Origin of the sequence: Noviherbaspirillum album, from assembly GCF_035916955.1 — a bacterium.
GTDB lineage: Bacteria > Pseudomonadota > Gammaproteobacteria > Burkholderiales > Burkholderiaceae_D > Noviherbaspirillum > Noviherbaspirillum album.
Genome location: NZ_JAWIIV010000001.1, coordinates 468,765 through 490,205, shown reverse-complemented (window position 1 = coordinate 490,205; position 21,441 = coordinate 468,765). Strand labels below are relative to the sequence as shown.

15 protein-coding genes and 1 riboswitch are annotated in these 21,441 nt (G+C 61.1%); of the genes, 8 read left to right on the top strand and 7 right to left on the bottom strand.

What is annotated here, in order from left to right; genetic code table 11:
• Positions 1-44: 44 nt before the first annotated feature.
• From RY831_RS02155 to baeS, 4 genes are all read right to left on the bottom strand, one after another.
• The gene (locus RY831_RS02155; protein ID WP_326504685.1) at positions 45-1,697 is read right to left on the bottom strand and encodes a response regulator; all 1,653 of its coding nucleotides are present in this window, start codon (positions 1,695-1,697) and stop codon (positions 45-47) included.
• Positions 1,698-1,771: 74 nt separating this feature from the next.
• A complete protein-coding gene (locus tag RY831_RS02150) occupies positions 1,772-2,206 on the bottom strand; it encodes a response regulator (RefSeq protein ID WP_326504684.1) in 435 nt (144 codons plus the stop codon).
• 180 nt (positions 2,207-2,386) lie between these two features.
• A complete protein-coding gene (locus RY831_RS02145) occupies positions 2,387-3,082 on the bottom strand; it encodes a response regulator (protein ID WP_326504813.1) in 696 nt (231 codons plus the stop codon).
• Entirely contained in the window at positions 3,082-4,518 is a 1,437-nt protein-coding gene (gene baeS, locus RY831_RS02140; RefSeq protein WP_326504683.1) for a sensor histidine kinase efflux regulator BaeS, read from the bottom strand. Before baeS ends, RY831_RS02145 begins: the two co-directional genes overlap by 1 nt.
• A 144-nt stretch (positions 4,519-4,662) precedes the next feature.
• Between baeS and RY831_RS02135 the strand changes: the two genes are divergently transcribed.
• From RY831_RS02135 to RY831_RS02125, 3 genes are read left to right on the top strand one after another with little or no spacing between them, the layout of a single operon-like run.
• Positions 4,663-5,868, top strand: coding sequence for an efflux RND transporter periplasmic adaptor subunit (locus tag RY831_RS02135; protein WP_326504682.1), 1,206 nt, complete (start codon positions 4,663-4,665; stop codon positions 5,866-5,868).
• 35 nt (positions 5,869-5,903) lie between these two features.
• Positions 5,904-7,838 carry a MacB family efflux pump subunit gene (locus RY831_RS02130; RefSeq protein ID WP_326504681.1) on the top strand — a complete coding sequence of 645 codons (1,935 nt, stop codon included), beginning with the start codon at positions 5,904-5,906 and terminating at the stop codon, positions 7,836-7,838.
• A 10-nt stretch (positions 7,839-7,848) separates the two neighbouring features.
• Complete coding sequence (locus tag RY831_RS02125; RefSeq protein WP_326504680.1) at positions 7,849-9,264, top strand: efflux transporter outer membrane subunit; 1,416 nt, start codon at positions 7,849-7,851, stop codon at positions 9,262-9,264.
• A 59-nt stretch (positions 9,265-9,323) separates the two neighbouring features.
• Here RY831_RS02125 and RY831_RS02120 read toward each other — a convergent pair whose 3' ends face one another.
• Positions 9,324-12,059 (bottom strand): hybrid sensor histidine kinase/response regulator, encoded by a 2,736-nt coding sequence (locus RY831_RS02120; protein ID WP_326504679.1) that lies wholly within the window; start codon positions 12,057-12,059, stop codon positions 9,324-9,326.
• 222 nt (positions 12,060-12,281) lie between these two features.
• On the opposite strand from RY831_RS02120, the gene pnuC reads away from it, so the two are divergent.
• Together pnuC and RY831_RS02110 are read left to right on the top strand one after the other, a co-directional pair.
• A complete protein-coding gene (pnuC, locus tag RY831_RS02115) occupies positions 12,282-12,914 on the top strand; it encodes a nicotinamide riboside transporter PnuC (RefSeq protein WP_326504678.1) in 633 nt (210 codons plus the stop codon).
• Complete coding sequence (locus RY831_RS02110) at positions 12,898-13,434, top strand: AAA family ATPase (RefSeq protein ID WP_326504677.1); 537 nt, start codon at positions 12,898-12,900, stop codon at positions 13,432-13,434. The genes pnuC and RY831_RS02110 overlap by 17 nt, the downstream gene beginning before the upstream one ends.
• Positions 13,435-13,471: 37 nt before the next feature.
• On the opposite strand, the gene RY831_RS02105 is transcribed toward RY831_RS02110, so the two are convergent.
• On the bottom strand, positions 13,472-15,640 hold the full coding sequence (locus RY831_RS02105; protein WP_326504676.1) for a TonB-dependent siderophore receptor: 2,169 nt from the start codon (positions 15,638-15,640) through the stop codon (positions 13,472-13,474).
• Between the two features lie 52 nt (positions 15,641-15,692).
• Positions 15,693-15,793: riboswitch (TPP riboswitch) on the bottom strand.
• Between the two features lie 406 nt (positions 15,794-16,199).
• On the opposite strand from RY831_RS02105, the gene RY831_RS02100 reads away from it, so the two are divergent.
• Positions 16,200-16,688 carry a hypothetical protein gene (locus tag RY831_RS02100; RefSeq protein WP_326504675.1) on the top strand — a complete coding sequence of 163 codons (489 nt, stop codon included), beginning with the start codon at positions 16,200-16,202 and terminating at the stop codon, positions 16,686-16,688.
• A gap of 84 nt (positions 16,689-16,772) precedes the next feature.
• On the opposite strand, the gene RY831_RS02095 is transcribed toward RY831_RS02100, so the two are convergent.
• Positions 16,773-18,176, bottom strand: coding sequence for a replication initiation protein (locus RY831_RS02095; protein WP_326504674.1), 1,404 nt, complete (start codon positions 18,174-18,176; stop codon positions 16,773-16,775).
• A 533-nt stretch (positions 18,177-18,709) separates the two neighbouring features.
• On the opposite strand from RY831_RS02095, the gene RY831_RS02090 reads away from it, so the two are divergent.
• Positions 18,710-19,891, top strand: a complete 1,182-nt coding sequence (locus tag RY831_RS02090; protein WP_326504673.1) for an AAA family ATPase — start codon at positions 18,710-18,712, stop codon at positions 19,889-19,891.
• 11 nt (positions 19,892-19,902) lie between these two features.
• The gene (locus RY831_RS02085; RefSeq protein ID WP_326504672.1) at positions 19,903-20,877 is read left to right on the top strand and encodes a ParB/RepB/Spo0J family partition protein; all 975 of its coding nucleotides are present in this window, start codon (positions 19,903-19,905) and stop codon (positions 20,875-20,877) included.
• Positions 20,878-21,441: the final 564 nt, after the last annotated feature.

Below are 21,441 nucleotides of genomic sequence, written 5' to 3'. Positions count from 1 at the left end.
TCGGGCTTCCGGGCCGGATCGGCAGGCGGGGTCGGGCGATCATTCTATTGCACCGCAGTAGGCTTCGGCTCTTCCCGCCCGCGCAGCAGCGTCCGGATTTTCTGCGCCAGCGCCTCCGCCGTATAGGGCTTGCGCAGCAGGCTGACGCTGGGGTCGACCCGGCCTCCATGCGCCAGTATGCCTTCCGAGTATCCCGAGGTGAACAATACCTGAAGGTGCGGCAGCAGCTGGCGCGCCTTCTGTGCAAAATCGGCGCTGCGCAGCCGGCCCGGCATTACCACGTCGGTGAAGACGAGATCCACATGCGTGCCGCGCTCCAGGATGCGCAATGCCGCGTCCGCATTTTCCGCCTGCAGTGCGAGGTAACCGAGATTGGTCAGCAGCTGGGCGGTGGTTTCCCTGACGTCGGGTTCATCGTCGACCACGAGAATGCTTTCGATACCGCCGAACACCGGACCGGCAGCCGGCTTTTCCTCGGTTACCGCGGAATCGTCGGTGCACGGCAGGAAGACCTTGACGGTGGTGCCCTGGCCGACTTCGCTCTGCAGCCGGATATGACCGCCGCTCTGCTTGACGAATCCATACGCCATGCTCAGGCCGAGGCCGGTGCCCTGCCCCGCCGGCTTGGTGGTGTAGAAAGGCTCGAATACGCGCTCCAGCACTTCGGGCGGCATCCCGGTTCCGGTATCGGTCACTTCGATCAGCACATAGCGGCCGCCGGCATCGTGCTCCGGACATTCGCGGGTATGGCCGCCGGGTCCGGCGTTGCGCGCGGAGAGGGTCACGGTGCCGGAACCTGCCATGGCATCGCGGGCATTGATCGCGAGATTGAGTATGACGTTTTCCAGCTGCCCCGGATCGGCGGTGGTGTTCCAGAGGCTGTCGGCAACCACGGTTTGCACGGAGGTAAGGTCGCCCAGCGAATGCCGCAGCAATTCATCCATGCCCTGCAGCAGTTCGCCGGCATTGAGGACCACTGCCTGCAGCGGTTGGCGCCGCGCGAAAGCGAGCAGATGGGAAGCCAGCTTGGCGCCGCGGTCGACACCAGCGGCGGCGGCAGCGATGCGATTCTGCGCGGGCTGGTTGCCGGCGGTCAGCAGCTTGAGCAATTCGAGGTTGCCATTGATGACTTGCAGCACATTGTTGAAATCGTGGGCCACGCCTCCGGTAAGCTGTCCGACGGCTTCCATCTTCTGCGCCTGGTGAAGCGCCGCCTGGCTTTGCGCCAGTTCCTGCGTACGCAGCAGCAGTTCTTCCTTGCTCTGGCGCAGGGACTCAAAAGCCTCGTCGAGCTGCTTGTGGGCGAGATAGGCGCTGGAGTGGTAACAGATCCGGGCCACCAGTTCCCGCTTGTCGGGCCACTTGACCAGGTAGTCGTTGGCGCCGTCGGCGAAGGCCTGGGCCTTGATCTCGGCATCATCCTCGGAGGAAAGCAGTACGATGGGAATGCGCCGTGTCTCCGCATGGCCGCGCAAGCTGCGGGTGACGGCCAGGCCGTCGACCGTGGGCATGCGAAGATCGACCAGGACGACGGTCGGACGCACGGCAAGTGCCAGGTTGACTGCGTTATCGGCTTGCGGCGAGTAATTCAGGCTGATGTCAGGCCGGTCGCTCAGCATGTGCCGGATCATGTCTTCGGCCATGCTCTGATCGTCGATCATCAGCACACGGGGTGCAGTGGTGTCTGCTTTCATCATGAAACGATTTCCGGTGTTCCACTGGCCGCTCGCAGCCGCATTGCCGGCGTCTGCTGGGCCAGCATGGCCCCTGCCTAGCTGGCGGGCTTGGTGTCCGCGGCATCGGACGCGCCGACACGGCCCTGCAGGCGCACATCATCGAGCACCGCCTGGATCTGGGCAAATTTCACCGGTTTCGGAAAGATGCGGTCAAAGCCTGCTTCCTTGGCGCGAGCATGGGTTTCCGGCGTGTCGTAACCGGTGACGGCAATCAACCAGGTATCCTTGAGTCGTGGATTGGCACGGATCTCCCGGGCGACATCGAAGCCATTCTTTTCACCGGGCATGGTGAGATCGCAGAACACCAGGTCGGGCAACCGTTCGAAAGCAACCTTCAGGCCGGCATTCGCATTCCACTCGATGTTGACCGTGCAGCCAAGCACTTCGAGCAGATCGCCGAAAAGTCGTGCCAGATCGGAATTGTCTTCGACAATCAATGCGTGGAGCGGGGGACGAGTATCTTGTGCCATAAGTAGCAGCTGACCGGACCGATCCGACACAGCCGTCGCAAAAGTTTCAAAACGGTGGTGAAACTGGTAAAGGCGTCGCATTCGGCGGCTTTACACAATTGATCTATATTAAACCTTTTTTTGCCGCCGATCTTTGCTGTAAATTAAGTTCGGCTTTGGTTACACCCTATTGCCGTAGCTTCATCCCTCGAAACGATAGCCTATGCCATAGATCGAATGGATCAGCTCGCGTTCCGGAGATGCCTGATCGAGCTTGCGGCGCAGGTTCTTGACGTGGGTGTCGACGGTACGGTCTGTCACGACGCGGTAATCGGAATAGACATGATTCATCAGCTGGTCGCGGGAAAAAATGCGGCCGGGATGTGAATACAGTGCATTGAGCAGGCGAAACTCGACCGGGGTCAGATCCAGCCGCTTCCCGTCCAGCATCGCTTCATGACGTTCCATGTCGATCACCAGGCCCGCCCTGGCGGCGGCGTCGCCGTTTTTCTCCTTCCATTTTCCCGCCCGGCGCAGAATCGCCTGCACCCGCGCGACTACTTCACGCGGGCTGTACGGCTTGCAGATGTAGTCGTCGGCGCCGACCTGCAATCCTAGCAGCCGGTCGATTTCTTCCACGCGCGCGGTAACCATCATCACCGGCACGTCGCTGAAACCGCGCAGTTCCCGGCAGATCTCGATGCCGTCGCGCCCCGGCAGCATCAGGTCGAGCAGCACCAGGTCCGGGTTCCAGCCCTTGATGGCATCGATCGCCTGGCCGCCGTCGGCGATATGCTCGGTGGCGAACCCGGCATTGCGCAGGTAATCGGCCAGGATCGCGGCCAGCGTCGGCTCGTCCTCGACAATCAGTATCCTGGCAGGAGCGGCGTCGTTCATCATTTGATGCCCTCGGTGCGCGGCAGGATGACTTCGATGCGCAAGCCGCCCTGCGGCGACGCGGCGGCATGGATTTGCCCCTGGTGGGCATGAACGATATTGCGGCTGATCGCCAGGCCGAGGCCGGCGCCGCCGGTGGCCCGGCTGCGCGACTGCTCGGCGCGGAAGAATCGATCGAACAGCTGCGGCAGCATGGCGTCCGGCACGCCGGGCGCGCTATCCTCGAACACCAGCCCGACCGAGTTCGCCTCGGCCGCAAGACGGATGTCGAGCGTGCCCGGCGCATCGGTGTAGCGCAGCGAATTCTCCAGCAGGTTATAGAGCAGCTGGCGCATGCGGTCCGGATCGACATCGCATGGCGCCCGTCCGCCGGCGGGCAGTTGCAACTGCATGCGGATTCCTTTCTCGGCAAAGCGGTCGCCGAAGGCGTCGACCGCAAGCCCCAGTATTTCAACCATGTCGGCGCGCACCTTGCGATAGCTCAGCGCCCCGAGATCCGACAGCGACAATTCATACAGGTCGTTGACCAGCTTGCCGAGCGTGGAGACTTGCGCCTGCAGCGAGGCCACGGTCGACAGGGCGAGCGGCCGTATGCCGTCCTCCACCGCTTCCAGCTCCGCCTTGAGCGCGGCCAGCGGCGTGCGCAGTTCATGCGACACGTCGGCCATGAAGGCGCGGCGCAGCTGTTCGTTGCGCTGCAGGGTGTTTGCCAGGCGGTTGAAATCCTCGGCCAGGCGGCCGAGCTCGTCGCCGGAATGCACATTGACGCGGCTGTCGTAATCGCCACCGGCCAGCCGGTGCGTCGACGCGGCGATACGCTTGACCGGCGCCAGAAACATCTGCGCCAGCAGGTAGGCGACCAGCGCCGCCAGCAGCACGGCCAGGCCGGCGATGATCCAGCTGGTCTTGCGCTGCTGCTCCTGGAATTGCATCGCGGCGCCGGTGGTAACTTCCTGGAACGGCACCATCGCGATCCATCCCACCGCGGCGCCGTCCACCTCGATCGGCTTGAGCTGCGCCGCCTGCGACAGGCGAGGATTGCCGATCACATGCCGTTTCTGCGCATCGAGCAGGGCCAGCCGGAGGTTGAGGCCGGTCAGCTCCGATTCCGGCAGGTTGCCTCCCCGGGAGGAAGGCGGCGCGCCGCCGCCCGCGTCCGGCGGTGGCGGCAGGCCCGGCGGGCGGATCAGCCCGAACCAGGCGCGCGGCCGTTCGCGCAGGAAGTCCCAGCCGCCATGCTCCTGGTAAGCCCTGGCCAGCACCGGGCGCAGCGATTCCACGCGCTGCGACTCCTGCTCGTTCAGATAGCCGAGGAAGCCCTGGCTGAAACTGTAGCGGCCGGCAGCCGACACCGCGACCGCCACCACGATGCAGGTGAGCAGGATGGCCAGGAACAGCTTGGAAGTGATGCCGATGTTGAGTCGGAAGGGGCGCATGGACGATGGTCCGAGTGGCAATGTCGATGCGGCCATTATAGGTTCGACCTTTCATCCAGAAACGCGGTCTCCGCAATCTTCAAATTTTCTCCTTATTTGCGGCGCATGATTTCACCATCGCAAGAGAAACTCTGGGGAACAACGATGTGGAAACCATGGAAATCAGGACTCGCGGCCGCAGGCCGCCATCGCCGCAAGGTGCTTGCCGGCGCAACGCTGGCCGGCCTGCTGGCCGTGGGCAGCGTGGTGGCCGACAACTTCCTCGACCGGAAGGATGCCGCGCCGGTGAGCACCGTGGCCGTGGTGCAGGGCAGTGTTGAAAAAACCGTCACTTCGCTCGGCAAGCTCAAGCCCAAGGATTATGTGGACGTCGGCACCCAGGTATCGGGCCAGTTGAAGAAAGTGCATGTGAAGATAGGCGACCGCGTCAGCAAGGGCGACCTGATCGCCGAGATCGATCCCACCGTCTATGAAACGCGGGTGCGCACCGACCGCGCCAATCTTGAAAACCTGCGCGCGCAGCTGGTGCAGCAGCAGGCCGAACTGACGCTGGCGCGGCAGCAGGCCAACCGCAGCCAGGAACTGCTGCAGCAAAACGCGGCCAGCCGCGAAAGCGTGGAACAGGCGCAGTCGGCGCTGAAGGTGGCGGCCGCCAGGGTCGATGCCACCCAGGCGCAGATCAAGGCGCTGCAGGCCACGCTCGACGGCGACATCGCCAATCTCGGCTATACCAAGATCCATGCGCCGATGTCGGGCACGGTGGTGTCCCAGACTTCGCTGCAGGGCCAGACCGTCAATGCCAACCAGGCGGCGCCGGTGATCGTGCGCGTCGCCGACCTCGAAACCATGACGGTGTGGGCGCAGGTGGCCGAAGCCGACGTGGTCAAGGTCAAGGCCGGCGCGCCCGCCTACTTCGCCACCCTGGGCGACCCCGAGCACCGCTGGCGAGGTACCGTGCGGCAGGTGATGCCGACGCCGGAAACCATCAACGACGTAGTGCTCTACAACGTGCTGGTCGACGTCGACAACGGCGAGCAGGCGCTGATGACCGACATGACGGTACAAATTTTCTTCGTGCTGGCCGAGGCGCGCGACGTGCCGGTGGTGCCGCTGACGGCGCTGCAGCCGTCCGGCGGACGCGACGCGAATACCTACCGCGCCCGCGTGCTGACACCGGAAGGCGTGATGCCGCGCGAGGTGAAGGTCGGCGTGGCCAGCCGCACCACCGCCGCCATCGTTTCCGGCCTGGCGGTCGGCGACAAGGTCGTGGTTCCGACGCCGGCGCCGGACAAGTCCGCCGCTGCGCCGGCTGGCGGGCGCGGCGCAAGGATGGGGGGACCACGTCTGTGAACATAAAGCATCCGCACGCTCAAAACACCCCGGCGATGAGCGAACCGCTGCTCGACATCAGCCATGTATCGAAGAGCTACGTCAGCGGCGACAGCACCGTGCACGCACTCGACGACGTCAGCCTGCAAGTGTTTCCCGGCGAGTTCGTTGCCATCATGGGCCAGTCCGGCTCCGGCAAGTCGACGCTGATGAACATCATTGGCTGTCTCGACCGCCCGAGCGCAGGCAGCTACCGCATCGGCGGCCAGGATGTCACCTCGCTGGCCAAGGATGAGCTGGCCTCGCTGCGGCGCGACACCTTCGGCTTCGTGTTCCAGCGCTACAACCTGCTGACCACGGTGACCGCAGCCGAGAACGTCGAGCTGCCGGCCATCTATGCCGGCACATCGAAGCGCGAACGCAGCGAGCGGGCGCAGGCCCTGCTTGAGCGCCTCGGACTCGGCGAGCGCGGCGGCCACCGGCCCAACCAGTTGTCGGGCGGCCAGCAGCAGCGGGTATCGATCGCGCGCGCGCTGATGAACGGCGCCGAGATCATCCTGGCCGATGAGCCGACCGGCGCGCTCGACAGCAAGAGCGGCGAGGAGGTGCTGCAGCTGCTCAAGCAGCTGCATGCCGAGGGCCATACCATCGTGCTGATCACCCATGACCGCAGCGTCGCCGAACATGCGCAGCGCGTGATCCGCATCGCCGACGGCCGCATCGTCGACGACAGCCGCATCCGGGAGTCTGCCGGCGCAAGGCAGCGCCTGCCGGCCCCGGCGCACGGCGGCGCGCGCTGGCTGCCCGACCTGGCGGAGGCGGTGAAGATGGCATTGCGCTCGCTGCGCAACAACATCTTCCGCAGCGCGCTGACCCTGCTCGGCGTAATCATCGGCGTGGCCGCGGTGGTAGCCATGCTCGCCATCGGCAACGGCAGCAAGCAGCAGGTCCTGCAGCGCATCGAATCGATGGGCAGCAACCTGCTGCTGGTGTTCCCCGGCGCGCCGGGCACCCGTCCCAGCGGCGATATTGCCACGCTGGTGCCGGCCGATGCGCAGGCAATCAGGGAACTGCCGAACATCACGGTGGTGTCGCCGGAGCGCAGCACGCGCGCGACGGTGCGCCACGGCAGCCTCGATTACCAGACCAACATCACCGGCATCTGGCCCGGCTACGCGGGAACGCAAGACTGGAAGATGGCGCGCGGCAGCTTCATCACCGAGGCCGACGTGCAAGGCTATGCGCCGGTGATCGTGCTCGGGCAGACGGTGGCGAAGAACCTGTTCCCCAATGGCGAAGACCCGATCGGCCGCTACCTGCTGGTCAAGAGCGTGCCCTTCGAGATCGTCGGGGTGCTGGCCGGCAAGGGCGCCAACGCCTTCGGCTCCGACATGGACAACATCGCGCTGGTGCCGCTGTCGACCGGCTACATGCGGCTGTTCGGCAAGCAGTACCTGAACACCATCAACGTAAAGGTCGGCGACGCACAGCAGATTGCATCGACGCAGGCGGCGATCGAAAGCCTGCTCAGGCAGCGCCACGGCAAGGAGGATTTCCAGATCCGCAGCACCTCGTCGCTGCTGGAAACCGCGACGGAAACACAGAACACGCTGACAGTCCTGCTCGGTTCGGTGGCGGCGATTTCGCTGCTGGTGGGGGGCATCGGCGTGATGAACATCATGCTGGTCACCGTGACCGAGCGTACCCGCGAAATCGGCGTGCGCATGGCGACCGGCGCGCGCACCGCCAACATCCTGCTGCAGTTCAACACCGAAGCGCTGGTGGTGTGCGGCATCGGCGGCCTGCTCGGCGTGGCGGTCGGCATCGGCGCCGGCCTGGCGGCGCGGGCCTTCGGCATGAATGTGGCATTCACGGCGGCGCCGGCGCTGCTGGCATTTTTTTCGGCCTTCGCCACCGGCCTGCTGTTCGGCTACCTGCCGGCGCGCAAGGCGGCGCACCTGGACCCGGTCGTGGCCCTGTCATCGGAATAAAGGAATTGCAATGACACCCCTGTTGAAAACCGCGGCCGCTGTCGCCGCCAGCGTCTTTCTCCTAGGCGCCTGCGCCACCGGCACGCCCTACCAGCGTCCCGATGCTGCCATGCCAGGGCAATGGAGTACGGCTGGCAGCAATGATGCCTCGCTGCGCACTGCCGCCGCCAAGTCCGACGTCAGCACGGACTGGTGGAAGCAGTTCGGCAGCGCCGAGCTCGACCGCCTGATGGTGCAGGCGGTGGCCGCCAATCATGATCTCGCGGCGGCGATCAGCCGCATTGCGCAGGCGCGCGCCGCTGCGGGCATTGTCGACGCCAATCGTTCCCCATCCATCGATGTTGCCGGCAGCGCCGCCAGGACGCGCTCGAACCAGTCTCCCATCGGAAGCACGTCGGCCGGCACGCAATCGAGCCAGCTCTCGGCCACCGTCGCCTATGAACTCGACCTGTGGGGCGGACGGGCGGCTGCGTCGGACGCGGCGCGCGCCCGCGTCGATTACAGCGTTTATGATCGCGACGCAGTCGTGCTGCTGACACAGGCGGAAGTCGCATCGAATTATTTCCGGGCGCTGGCGGCGAAGGACCGGCTGGCCATCGCGGGCCAGAATCTGGAAGCGGCGCGCAGTGTGCTGTCGCTGGTGGAACTGCGTTACGGCAAGGGTGCCGACAGCGGATTGGAACTCTCGCAGCAGCGCACATCGGTTCTCAATATTGAGGCTCAGATTCCTCAGCTGGAACAGGAACTTCGCGCAGCGCAGACCGCGCTAGCTGTATTGCTCGGCCAGGCGCCGCAAGGGTTCGCGATTGAAGGCGAGTCGCTGGCATCGCTGCGGCTGCCGGCGCTGGCGGCTTACCAGCCGGCGGCGCTGCTGGAGCGCCGGCCCGACATCCGCAGGGCGGAAGCCTCGCTGCAAGCCGCCCATGCGGATATCGGCGCGGCGCGGGCCGCGCTGTATCCGAACCTTCGGCTGTCCGCCACGGCGGTCGCCGGCGGCGTGCTGACATCCGGCTCCAGCCTGGCAAGCTCGCTGGCGGCATCGTTTGCCCAGACCCTGTTCGATGGCGGCAGGCTGCGCGGTCAGGTGCTGCAATCGGAAGCGCGCAGGGCGGAACTGATCGAACAATATCTGCAAAGCGTGCTGACCGGCTTGAAGGAAGTGCAGGACAGCCTGGATGCGGCCGCCTTCGGCGAAACTCGCCGCAGCCTGCTTGCGCGCGCGGCATCCGAATCCCAGGAGGCTTACCGAATTGCAAATGTACGGTACAAGTCCGGATCGCAGGATTTGCTCACCCTCCTCGATAGCCAGCGCACTCGGCTGCAAGCCGAAGACAGCCGGGTACAGGCCGACCTGGCCCGCTTTTCCGCGGCGGTGAATGTCTACAAGGCGCTCGGCGGCGGCTGGGTCGGCAATGGCGAAGGATAAATGTTCCGGCGCGTGGGCTGGGACCGGACTCCGCTTTATCGACCGCGGTATAGACCGCACTAGCGGTCGGCGAGGCGTTCGACGGCGGAAAGGACGGCGCCCAGCGTCAGCGGCTTCGCCAGATGCAGCTGAAAACCCGATTCAAGGGCACGGCGCACATCCTCGGGCCGGGCGAATGCGGTCAGCGCCGCCGCCGGCAACCGCGGCAAGCCCTGCTCCAGCTCCAGCGCCCGCAGTCGCGTGATGAATGCATAGCCATCCTCTCCGGGCATGCCGATATCGCTGAGCACCACGTGCGGCCGTTCGGCTGCGATCTGCTCGAGCGCCATGGCAACCGAGGATGCGATCCGAACCGAGGCGCCGGCATCGCCAAGCACGCTGCTCAGCAAGTCACGCGTGTCGGCTTCATCATCGACGACCAGCACCTTGATACCCTCGAGGGACATCAGCATCTCCGCTGCCGGTTTCCGGACCGCGGCGGCGCCGAGGGCGGCTTCGGTATCCGGCGCCGCCACGGGCACTGCCGGCAATTCGATCGTGAAGCAGGCGCCGCGATCGGGTCCTTCGCTTGCGGCCGTCACTGTGCCGCCGTGCAGTTCGACGAGGCTCTTGACTATCGCAAGCCCGAGTCCCAATCCGCCGAACTGGCGCGAGATCGAACCGTCGGCCTGGCGGAAACGCTCGAACACGTACGGTAGAAAGTCCGGATCGATGCCTCTGCCATGATCGGTCACCACAATCCGGACATGCGCCGTGGCGCGCTCCAGTGCAATGCGTACGACACCGCCATTGAGCGAGAACTTGATGGCATTCGTCAGCAGGTTGGACAACGCCTGCTGCAAGCGGGCCGCGTCCCCATGCACGACCGCACCGCCGTCATTGACGATGTCGATGCGTATCTGCTTTGCGTCGGCTTCGACTCGCAGGCTTTCCACCGTTTCGGCCAGAAGCGGGGCGATTTCGATCTGCTGCATGTCCAGCAGCAGATTGCCGCTGGTGATGCGGCTGATGTCAAGCAGGTCATCGATGATGCGTGCCTGTGCCCGCGCGTTGCGGTCGATGACCGTCAATGCCTTTTCCAGGCCGGCATCGCCCGCGCGCTGCATGCGCAGCAGCTCGGACCAGCCGGCGATGGCATTGAGCGGGGTACGCAATTCATGCGACAGCACCGACATGAACTCTTCCTTGAGCCGGCTCTCGCGCTCCGCATTCGCTCTCGCTTCGCGCTCCGCCTTGAGCAGCGTCTGCGTTTTTTGATACAAGTGCGAATTGATAATGCCGATGGCAGCCTGCACGGAAATCCCGTGAATCAGTTTTTCATGCGCTGCGGTGAAACGCCCCGTCTGCCGGTGTCCAAGAAAGATGCCGCCGAAGACCTGACCGTCCCGGCTTTTTACCGGTGCGGCAAGATAACTCCTGACCGGGAGGTGTCCCTGCGGCATGCCTTTGTACGGCGGGTTTTTAGCGTAATCAAGGTCGCGGGTGATGTCGTCGCTGCGGCGAATTCCGATGCCTTCGAAGGTGGGACCAAAGATCGCGGTATTGCGCGGCATGGGAAACCCGGAAAATGCCTCCCGCGGCACGCCCGAGATCGTATAGAGCGTATAGGACTCGCCATGCTCGTCGACCACGTTGTGAAAGAAGGCGCCGAACTCCGCGCCGGTAATCTTGACGGCGGCATCCGTCACCTTCTGCAGCAGGGGCTCCAGGAGCAGTTCGGAATGCACCGACTCGCTGACCCTATTAAGTTGCTCAAGAGCGATGACGCTTTCCTGCAGCGCTGTCTCCGCCCTCGCCTGCTCGACGATGCGCCAGGCGGTTTCGGCGGCGTCCCTGACAAGATCGATTTCATGAGTCAGCCATGAATGCGGCTGGCCGTGTTCGGCGAACAGCAATGCGCGCAAATTGCCGTTCCGAACTATCGGCGCGATCATCAAGGAACGGACGGCTCCAGCCCAGCGCTGAACGAGTCGTTCGCGTATGGCGGGCTCGATGCAGGCATTGCGTCCGCCATCAAGAAGATCGTCGATCACCAGCACGCTGCCATTGCGCAACAAGGCAAGCAATTCATCGCCCAGGTCAACGGTCGACCGTACCCCCATGCCGCCGATGCCTTCGCTGTCTCCGCCGCGTCCATGCTGGCGAATCGTCCCGCCCGCTTCATCCACCTCGCCGAACAGGACTGCATCGATGCCCAGCTGCCGTGTCAGCAGGCGGCTCGCCTCGTGCAGGATGACATCCAGGTTCGATAAACCGCGCAAGCGGTCGGCGATGGCGAGCTGAAAGCTCTGCCGTTGCTCGACGCGTACCTGACGAGTGGTTTCCATGCAGGTGCATAGCACGCCGTGGATGATGCCATGCTCATCGGCCAGCGGTGAGTACGAGAACGTGAACCAGGCCTGGTCGGGGTAACCGCTTCGGTCCAGCAGGACAGGCATGTTTTCGAAGAACATCGACTCGCCGGACATCGCGCGTGCAATGATGGGCGCGATGACATCTTTCACTCCCGGCCAGATCTCGAAAAAAGGCCTGGTGAACGATTGCGGATGCAATCCGCCGAGAATGCCGACATAGGCATCGTTATAGAGACAGTGAAGCGGTTCGCGCCACAGGATGAACATCGGGAATGCCGAGTGCAGCATCAGGTTGACGCTATTGCGCAGGACCGGCGGCCAGGCGTGAAGAGCCCCCAGCGGAGAGGCTTCCCAGTCATGCGTCTGGTATTGGCGCGCGATTTCTCCGCGCGCGCTAAAGACAGGCGCAGCCCCGGCCGTCGGCACGTTGGGTGGGTTCATCGATGCAGGCGCAGGCACGCCGGAAAATTGATCATGAGTCGCGGGGAACGGGCAATAAGCCGACATCCTACACAATTTCGCCGCACGGACATGCCATGCAGCGTTATTTTGTTTGCAACGACAATCCGGTCCTCGTCTGCCGGACGATTCGCGAGTTCGCCAGATGGAAAATGTTCTAATATACGGCGCGCCCGCCGTCTTCCCATTACCGCAACCGCTCCGATGAATGATCCGTTTTCCCTGTTCGGTCTCACCACCACCCCGCTAGAACTGATTTCCTTTGTCCTTTCCGTGGCGACGGTGGCGCTTAACATCCGGCAGGTGCATTGGGCATGGCTGTTCGCCATCGTTTCTTCGGCGACCTATGCTGTGGTCTTCTTCCACTCCCGGCTTTACGGCGACATGGGATTGCAATTCGTCTTCATCGGCACGGCCATATGGGGGTGGCAGCAATGGCTGCGCGGCGGCGCGATGCATCGCGGGCTGAGTGTTTCCCGGCTTACTTCCGCCGGCCGCGCCTGGTGCGTTGCAGCCTGGCTTGCCGGCTTTCTGCTTCTCTCTTTCTTTCTTCGGACCTACACCGATACCGACGTGCCCTATATCGATGCCTTCCTGACCGCGGGCAGCCTGGTCGGACAGGTACTGCTGGCGCGCAAGAAGATCGAGAACTGGCAGGTCTGGATTGCGGTGGACGTGCTGTATGTTGGCCTCTACCTGTACAAGCAGCTGACCTTGACGGCCCTGCTCTATACGCTTTTCATCCTGCTGGCATGGATGGGATTGCGGACATGGCAGCGCGCGCTTCGGGCCGACGCCGCTTCGAATGCGGGAATGGACCATGCCGCCCGACTCTAAGTCTAAACCGGCGCGCATCGCCATCCTGGGCGCGGAATCCAGCGGCAAATCCACATTGGCGGCAGCCCTGGCTGCGCGGTATGGCACGCTCTGGGTGCCTGAATACCTGAGGGAGTTCGTCGAGACCCGGGGCCGCACGCCGCGCGAGCAGGAGCAGATCGAAATCGCGCTCATGCAGGTACGGCGCGAGGAAGAGGCCGCCCCTCAGGCGAAACGTTTCCTATTCTGCGATACGACCCCGCTCATGACCGCGCTCTACAGTCAGTTTTACTGGGAGCGCGTGGATCGCAGGCTGGCTGCGCTGGTTCGCGAACGACATTACGAGATGACACTGGTGGCCGTGCCCGACATGCCCTGGATCGCGGATGGCATGCAGCGGGAGTCCGACGAAGTGAGGCATGCCATCCACGCAATGCTGCTGGCGCTGCTTGACCGTCAGGACATCCGCTACGAGTTGCTCGACGGGGGAGAAGCGCGGCGGCTCGCGAGCGCCGCCGCGCTGCTGGAACGACTGCCCTGACGTCCCGGATATCGTTCAGAAAACGCTTATAAATCCCTTAGAAATCGAATTGCGCTGATACCCGGAAGGTACGCGGCGCACCCGGGAAAAGATAGCCGCCGAGCGACTGGGTCACATCCCGCCAGTAAAACTTGTCGGCCACGTTGTCGATGCCGGCGCGCAGCGTGGTTGCCATGCCGCCGACCCGGGTGGAATAACGCGCGCCGATATTGAAGAGGTGATAACCGGGTACCGTTACGCTATTGTCCGGGTTGAACGCCTTGTTGCCCGCGTACTGCCAGCTGCCATTGAGCGCAAGACCGGCCAGCTCCGGGACCGTGTAGTCGAGATGGACGATCGCCTTCAACTTGGGGACGTTCGTCGTGCGCTTGCCGTCAACACCTGGCAGGCCGGTGTTCTCCTGGCGCGTTCGCAGGGCCGCGAGGCTTGCGCCGATGGTGAGGTTGCGCGTGGCACGGCCCTGGGCCGACAGTTCCAGGCCGCGGTGTTCGGCATCGCCGTTCCTGATGTAGGCAAAGTCTGCATCGGTGTATTCAAGCGGCTTGCGGATCTGGAACAGTGCCGCCGCAATCTGCCAGTCGTCGGCGACCGCCATCTTCATGCCGAATTCCACCTGTTTCGACTTGCTCGGATCAAGCGCCTGGTTGGCGTTGCTGGCGAAGAGCGGCGCGATGCCGCCGTGTTCAAGTCCTTGTGCATAAGAAACATAAGCCGTCCAATCCTTGCGCGGCGAGTAGGCCAGCGCCACGTTCGGGAGGAAATAGCCTCGGTCATGGTTACTTGCGCGCAGGCCGGCGGGATCGTACTGTTCACGCTCGATATGGGTATAGCGCACGCCGGCATGCAGTTTCATTGACTCGGACAGGCTGATGACGTCGTTGGCAAACAGGGAATGCTCATTGCCGCTGCGGCGCAGGCGCACCGGCCCGGTGGCGATGGTCGAGGCCGGAACGGCCACCGGGTTGTAAAGATTGCTGCTGCCATTCGGCGCGGAACCCAGGCAATCGACCGCTCCGTAGACGCAGTCGCCGAATTCGTCGCGGCGGCGCAGCGTCGAAACGCCGACCGTCGCCGCATGAGCCAATCCGCCGGTGGCGAAACGGCCTTGCAGCATCGCCTGCGTCGTCAGCAGCGACTTGTTTTCGTTTTCGCTCTGGTAATCGTAAACGTCAAAGTCGCCGTTGGCGCAGAATCCGAAGAACAGCCCGCCTGCTGCACAGCCGAACGGAAACGCGGCGAAGTCGTCGCGGCGGAAGGCATGCCGGTTGATGGCGACCGATGCGTTCCAGTCCGGATTGAACTGGACATCGAGACGCAGGCCGACGTTGGCACTGTCGGTTTTCACCGGGCGGCTCCACGGCTGGTTGTTGAGCATGGTGCGCGCCGAGATGCCGGTGGGCAGATCGGTGCCGTTGATGAGCTGGAAGCCCGGCACCGAAAGCTGGGATTTGTGCTGATAGTCGAGATCGAGCTGCAGCAGCGCCTGCGGCGTCAGGCGCCAATCGAAGGCGCCGGAGACAAACTGGCGTTCGCCATCTGCATTGCGCACGTAGGAACGCAACTTCTCCGCGGCGGCATTGATGCGATAGCCGAAGCGGCGATCATCGAAGCGTCCGCCGAGGTCGACCGCGCCATACAGCGTGCCGCGTTCGCGTGCCTCCAGCGTCACCGTCCGCAGCGTTTCGGCGGTCGGTCGCTTGGTGACATAGTTGATAATACCGCCTGGCGTGGCAATGCCCGCCTGCAATCCGGCGAGGCCTTTGAGCACTTCGATGCGTTCCTTGTTTTCCAGAGGAATGGAGGCGTCGGCGCCAATCTCCAGACCATCCTTGCGATAGCTCGACGCGTTATCGAGGTTGAAGCCGCGAATCGAAAACTGTTCGGCATAACCTATTGCGTTATATGCCTCGTTCAGGCTGGCATCGAGTCGAAGGACATCAGTGGTCTGGCGAATGCCGCGTTCCTGCATCTGCCCGCGCGTGATGACGCTGACGGCGGCAGGCGTCTGGTGCAGGGGAATCTGCCCGAATGCGGCTACGCCTGCGGAGTCAACCTGATCGCCGGAAATCCTCGGCGCGGAAACGGAAACGGACGGCAGCACGGTTTCGGCACTGCCGGCTTGCTGAGCCTGGGCAATTGATGCGCCTGCAAGCACTGGCAGTGAGGTTAATATTGCGATCGCGTGGCGGGTATGCGAAGTGGTCATTGTTTGCTCGGTGAAGATGAAGGCCGATCGGGGCGGCGCGGGAGCAAACAAGAGCCTTGGCTTTGCGCTTCCCTGCGCTGGCATTATCCAGATCAGGTACGAAGGGTCTTTCTCACCCGAAGCACATCGTCTTCAGGACCCCTAGCGTGGGCTGAATGCTATCACGGGCGAGGTATCGCGTGCGAGGCGCTTCAGCCCGCATTCTCCTGGCCATGCATTGACCGACTCTTACTCAGGACCAAAATCGGCTCTGGCGTCATGCGGCGCCCTGGGTGCCGCCATCCAATCTTAATCAGGCCGGTTCAGGAGGCCGGCGGCACATGACTTCAGACTTTCGATCGATTTCCTTTAATAAATAACAAAATTAGTTAAGACAGTTTTTCCGTTTTAAAGTACCTTATTAAAAGTTTTGTTAAAGTTAAAAATATTCGCTTGAGTAATTCCGTCTGCTGCCATCTAGGGGCCGGTCGCGCCGAAATCGCTTTTCCGAAGTGCTTTCGGCGCAGGAACCCTGGCAATGGCAAGCTGGCAATCATGAACATTCTAGGAGGAGTAAATAATGTCTAATCTGAAGTCCGCTGAACTAGCTATCCAGGCTGAACTCGATCATGCCAGGCAGGGACTGGCTTATTATCAGTCGAAGGTGGAAGCGCTTGAAGATGCGCTTGCCAAAGTGCACAGCGTGCAGACGGTACTGAGCGAAGAGGGCAATGTTCCCCGCGCGGCAAAATCCAGGAATTCCGCCGCCGCCGCGCCGAAGAGCCAGGGCAAGCGTCGCGCGCAACCGGCAGCCGAAGATGAGAAATTGCCGTCCACGGGCAAGGACTTCTGGCCGAGCCTGTTGAACGATGAGCCGCAATCTCCCGCTGAAATTCTTGCCGCAGCCGTCAAGGCACTCGGAATTACACCGTCCGCCGACCAGACCAAGAAACTCTCGCAACGTCAGGCCAATGCATTGAGCGTGATGGCCAAGAACGGAGATATCGGCACGGTTGGAGATGGGCGGTCGCGCCGCTATTTTAGAAAAGAAGGCAATCGCGCTGCATGACGCTAAATGGAGACGACATGGCTGGCGCCATGACCGTCAACATGATGCGCGACGTAGCGCTCGTCGCTTAACGCAGCGCATCGGTTACTTGAGCACGCCGATCTCCACCCTTCCCTTGCCGCTGTAACGCTGATCGGCCAGCGCCTGCTGCTCGTTCTTGATGCGGATGGCAAGGTCGGTCAGTTCGTAATCGGACGGCTTTTCCCAGCCGTCCTCCCAAACCGCGTTGCCGAGAAATTTAAGGAACACCGGCCGTACAATCTGGCTGGCAATGCCCTTGGTCTGGAATGCCTTGCGAATCGCGCCGCTGGCCGGAAGGCTTTCCTGCTCGAATCGGGAAATCCACTGCGCCTGGTCGGCTTCGGGCATTTCCTGAAACATCTCATTGAGTTGCGCGCGCTTCATCGCCATGAACTGTTCTATCAGTTTCAAGCGTTCTGCCTTGGTATCGTAAATTTTGCGCGCCGGCGGAGCAGCCGGTTTCTCGCCACCGAACTGGCCGGACTGAAGAATCGCCGTCAGGTATTTTTCAGGCGTGCGCACCGGCTCCATGTCGGCCCGGCGATGCCGGTCATTCATTACCTCAATGGCTTCGTCGATCGGCTTCGCGCCATAGCGCAGCAGCAGTTTTTCAGCCCGGTCCTGAGGAATTCCCGCACGTATCATGTTGCCGATGGTTTTCAGGTCGACCGGCTCAATCGGCCGCTCCGCCAGTGCGAGCTGAGGCTGCTTGCGCTTGACCCGGAACTGCAGATCCTGCACCGAGCGGCCGCTCTTGTGCTCGATCAGCTCGATTTCGAGATCGGTGGCTTCATTGACCTTCTTAACCGCCTTTTTCACCACGTCGCGATTGAATATCTTGTATTCCTGATAGGCGCTGGCAGGGCTGTCCGGCGCGCCGGTGAGAACCGGTCGCCACCACGACCAGGCTTGGCGCGCGGTCAGGCCGCCGGGATTGTCCGCATAACGACAGCAGATTTCGTAAAGCACCAGCGACGCCATGGTGTTGAGCGCTGCCAGCACCTGGAGCGACATCTTCGCGAAACGCTGCGGATCCAGCAATTCCTGCTTGATGTTGGGGGCATAACTCCATTCCAGCGTCAGTTCATTGCCCCGCTGGATGAGATCGGCATGGGCAATCAATGCGGAAATGCTCCAGCGCGCGCCTTCACCCGTGGTCGGAGATTGCCACTCCACGCCGGTGGTGGCCATTTGCCGGAAGTACTGCTTGATGACTTCCGTATTGTTGGAGTTGAAATCGATACCGATGGCTATCTCCGACAGCCGCGCCCGATAGCGTTCCTTTTCCACGCCCTGCCGCTGCGCATACTGCAGCATCACGTTATAGATCTTGCGCGCGGTAACCGTGATTTTTTCGGACTTGGGAACGATGGCGAGCGTATTGACGGGCTTGCGCAATAGGTAGTCATGTTCGCCAGCCTTCTTGCCGCTGCGCGCGCGCCGGGTTGTCGTTGCGTTGTCGGCCATCGTGGTAAGGGAAATGGAATCTTTGCAAGAGTCTATAGTGAGACTAATGGAAAAGCAAACTCACCTTTCTGCGGCGTGTTAAACCGCATCCACACTTGAGTGAGAATCGCTTTTCAACCCACTCCCAAAAATTCTCACCTTTGCAGCAGCTCGCCAGACGTGTCCAGAAGGGCATCAGTAAGTTGCCAAGACCCTATATCCACTCACCGTTCCACCCAAACTTTCTCACCTTGTTTCCCATTAGTTTTCACCATAAGTCCCAATATCTCTCACCATAGGTCCCAAAAACTCTCACCAAAGTGAGCATAAGCTATTGATATTAAAAGATTTTCAGCTTCCTATAGTTCTTAAAGAGATGTTAGATTTTTTTATTATTTTTAGCCCCGTATCGGGCGACGGTGTGGACAACTGGAACAAAACTCGAAACTTTTACGGTTTTCGCGGATTTTTTGAAAAAGCATTGAATTTGTTGTTAGTGGAAAATAAGCCTTTGTCGTAAAATGTTTTTCCCTTAGAGAATCCTCAGGAATACTATGATTTCACCAAACGTAAATAGTCCGCAGAAAATACATATCAGCGACATTGTTGAACAGGCGGAGCGTGCGACGCAGATGGTGAATCAGATTCGGTCACGCATGCTGGCGCCGAACACCATCAAGAATCCCCCAGTGTTTTCGCTGACTCAGCTCGCGAGTCTGTGCGGTATTGACAAGGGGCAGGTCGCTTATCGTATCAGCAAAGGAGATTTGCCTGCTGGACAGCTCAATGACAAGGGCTCCCGTCGGGAATTTTCCCTTCATGAAGCCCGTGTCTGGGTGCAGCAATACCGTAGTACTTATCTTCGCCCGGAAGGCGCGCGTGCGATTACGCTGGCAATCGGCAATTTCAAGGGCGGGGTCAGCAAGACGACCACCGCGATGGTGATGGCTCAAGGCTTGAGCCTGCGAGGCCATAAGGTGCTGGTTGTCGACGCCGATCCGCAAGGGTCTTTGACAACCCTGTTCGGCATCATGCCGGATACGGAGGTCAGCGAGAATCAGACAATTGCACCGTTGGTCTATGGTGACACGACCTCGATCCGCCCTTCAATCCAATCGACTTACTGGGACGGAATCGATCTGGTTGCCGCGTCTTCCAGTCTGTTCTCTGCTGAGTTCGTCTTGCCTTCGCGGCAGATGAAGGACCCCGAATTCCAATTCTGGGACGTATTGAACTTGGGATTGGAAGATGTGCGTGATGAATATGACGTGATCATCATTGATACCCCGCCTTCCCTGTCCTATGTAACCATCAATGCCTTCATGGCGGCAGACGGCCTGATGGTTCCGCTGCCGCCGAATGCTTTGGATTTCGCCAGTTCCGCTCAGTTCTGGAGCCTGTTCAGTGATCTGGCATCCAACTTGGTGGAAAGTGCCGGTATCAGCAAGACATTTGACTTTATCCATGTGCTGCTGGCGCGCGTCGACTCCGCCGATGTTGCAAGCGATGTTGTGCGGTCGTGGATCTCGGCGACCTATGCGGAAAAGGTACTACCCGTGGAAATCCCGAAGACGGCGGTGACATCGTCCAGTTCGGCGGAATTCGGCACGGTATATGACATCAGTCGATACGATGGCAGCATGAAAACGTACAGTAGGGCGCGGGATGCTTATGACCGTGTAAATGATTTGGTCGAGGTATCGATCAGGAATTCTTGGACAGCGCAGCTGGATTAAGGAGAGGAATAATGTCGATCAAGGACCGACTTGCGAAGAAAACAGAAGGTCTGCTCGTTCCGAACAAGAACGAGTCCGCAACAGGAAGTGCTCCACTGAGAACTGGTCCCGGCCAGATGCTGATGGTGAACTCTCTGATGAAGGAGAGTAACGAAAAGCTGGCTGTGCTTGAAGCGCGGCTGAAAGAGTTTGAAGGGACTTTGCCGGTCAAGCTTATTGAGGCGGAAAAGATCCAGCCTTCAAGATGGGCAAATCGGGACACGCGTAGTTATGAGCATGCAGACTTCCTTGCGTTAAAAGAAGAGATCCGAAATGCCGGGGGCAATATCCAGCCTATCAAGGTTCGCCCGCTTGCTGCATCTTCCGATCGTTATGAAATTGTATTTGGGCATCGTCGTCACCAAGCATGCCTTGAACTTGGATTGCCTGTGCTCGCATTTGTCGAGGCTGTCAGCGATCAGGATCTGTTCAAGGAGATGGAGAGGGAAAATCGCACGCGCGCTGACCTCTCGCCGTGGGAGCAGGGGATTATGTATCGCCGCGCGCTGAATGATGAGTTGTTTTCGTCGCAGGAGCAGCTTGCTCGGGAGATCGGAGTTGATCCTGGAAATTTGAGTAAAGCGCTTCGCTTGGCAGACCTGCCGGAAGCGGTGGTACGCGCATTTCCTTCGCCGCTCGATTTGCAGTTCCGTTGGGCCAAGGCGCTTAACGATGCATTGCAGCGTGATCCTGAGGGTGTTCTTGAGCGTGCCAGCGAGTTGGCGGCAAACCGTTCGGTTGGACAGTCCCCCAAAGAAGTCTTCGAAGTTCTTACCGGCTTGTTTTCTGACACGCCCAAGGAGGAAGCGATTCTCGTTGGCGGCCGTATCGTCGCAAAGATTGTTGCGCATCGTGGTGAAGTATCGCTTCATTTCGGGAAGGGAGCGTTGAGCGCGGAGCAGGCGAAGCGCCTTGGTGAAATCGTCAAAGAATTTATGAGTACCTAAACTGCAGTTTTCGTATTCGCACGTATTTCAAAAGGGGTTGTACGGTACAACCCCTTTATTATTTGAGCGGCAATTGCTTCGTCACTCCAATCTTGTATCTTCTGCCTTGTACGGTACAACCCTTCCATACCCGCAACGCCGCCTTGCTGTTTCACCATCTGACCACGCTAAAATGTGGCCGGCAAGTTTGAATCATCCGACGCCATATGCTCCGCGATAACCACATCCAATGGACCCCATTTAAGTTGCTCAGTGTGTGATCTCTTGCTTGATTACGTGGAACGCGGCGCAGCGCGACACTACGGGTTTCAGCGTGTACAGTTAGCTCGCACTTGAAAAAAGCGGAGAACGGGGGGATTCCCCCGACGCCGCTACTCCCGTAATCCTGGCCGCGAAAGCCGACAGAATCGATGGACATCAGGTCAATACATCTGTGCCAGCAACCAGCGCTAAAGCCGCAAGCACCAGTCGGAAAACTGTTCGAAATTCCGTAGTTCGCGCTCGCCCTCCACGAGACCTCAACTGCCTCTAAAAACCGCCTCGGGAGAGGAATTGGTAATTCTA

What these genes read in the sequence shown, in the direction of transcription:
- RY831_RS02155 (WP_326504685.1), bottom strand. Translation starts at nt 1,697, where the DNA reads ATGATGAAAGCAGACACCACTGCACCCCGTGTGCTGATGATCGACGAT.
- RY831_RS02150 (WP_326504684.1), bottom strand. Translation starts at nt 2,206, where the DNA reads ATGGCACAAGATACTCGTCCCCCGCTCCACGCATTGATTGTCGAAGAC.
- RY831_RS02145 (WP_326504813.1), bottom strand. Translation starts at nt 3,082, where the DNA reads ATGAACGACGCCGCTCCTGCCAGGATACTGATTGTCGAGGACGAGCCG.
- baeS (WP_326504683.1), bottom strand. Translation starts at nt 4,518, where the DNA reads ATGCGCCCCTTCCGACTCAACATCGGCATCACTTCCAAGCTGTTCCTG.
- RY831_RS02135 (WP_326504682.1), top strand. Translation starts at nt 4,663, where the DNA reads ATGTGGAAACCATGGAAATCAGGACTCGCGGCCGCAGGCCGCCATCGC.
- RY831_RS02130 (WP_326504681.1), top strand. Translation starts at nt 5,904, where the DNA reads ATGAGCGAACCGCTGCTCGACATCAGCCATGTATCGAAGAGCTACGTC.
- RY831_RS02125 (WP_326504680.1), top strand. Translation starts at nt 7,849, where the DNA reads ATGACACCCCTGTTGAAAACCGCGGCCGCTGTCGCCGCCAGCGTCTTT.
- RY831_RS02120 (WP_326504679.1), bottom strand. Translation starts at nt 12,059, where the DNA reads ATGAACCCACCCAACGTGCCGACGGCCGGGGCTGCGCCTGTCTTTAGC.
- pnuC (WP_326504678.1), top strand. Translation starts at nt 12,282, where the DNA reads ATGAATGATCCGTTTTCCCTGTTCGGTCTCACCACCACCCCGCTAGAA.
- RY831_RS02110 (WP_326504677.1), top strand. Translation starts at nt 12,898, where the DNA reads ATGCCGCCCGACTCTAAGTCTAAACCGGCGCGCATCGCCATCCTGGGC.
- RY831_RS02105 (WP_326504676.1), bottom strand. Translation starts at nt 15,640, where the DNA reads ATGACCACTTCGCATACCCGCCACGCGATCGCAATATTAACCTCACTG.
- RY831_RS02100 (WP_326504675.1), top strand. Translation starts at nt 16,200, where the DNA reads ATGTCTAATCTGAAGTCCGCTGAACTAGCTATCCAGGCTGAACTCGAT.
- RY831_RS02095 (WP_326504674.1), bottom strand. Translation starts at nt 18,176, where the DNA reads ATGGCCGACAACGCAACGACAACCCGGCGCGCGCGCAGCGGCAAGAAG.
- RY831_RS02090 (WP_326504673.1), top strand. Translation starts at nt 18,710, where the DNA reads ATGATTTCACCAAACGTAAATAGTCCGCAGAAAATACATATCAGCGAC.
- RY831_RS02085 (WP_326504672.1), top strand. Translation starts at nt 19,903, where the DNA reads ATGTCGATCAAGGACCGACTTGCGAAGAAAACAGAAGGTCTGCTCGTT.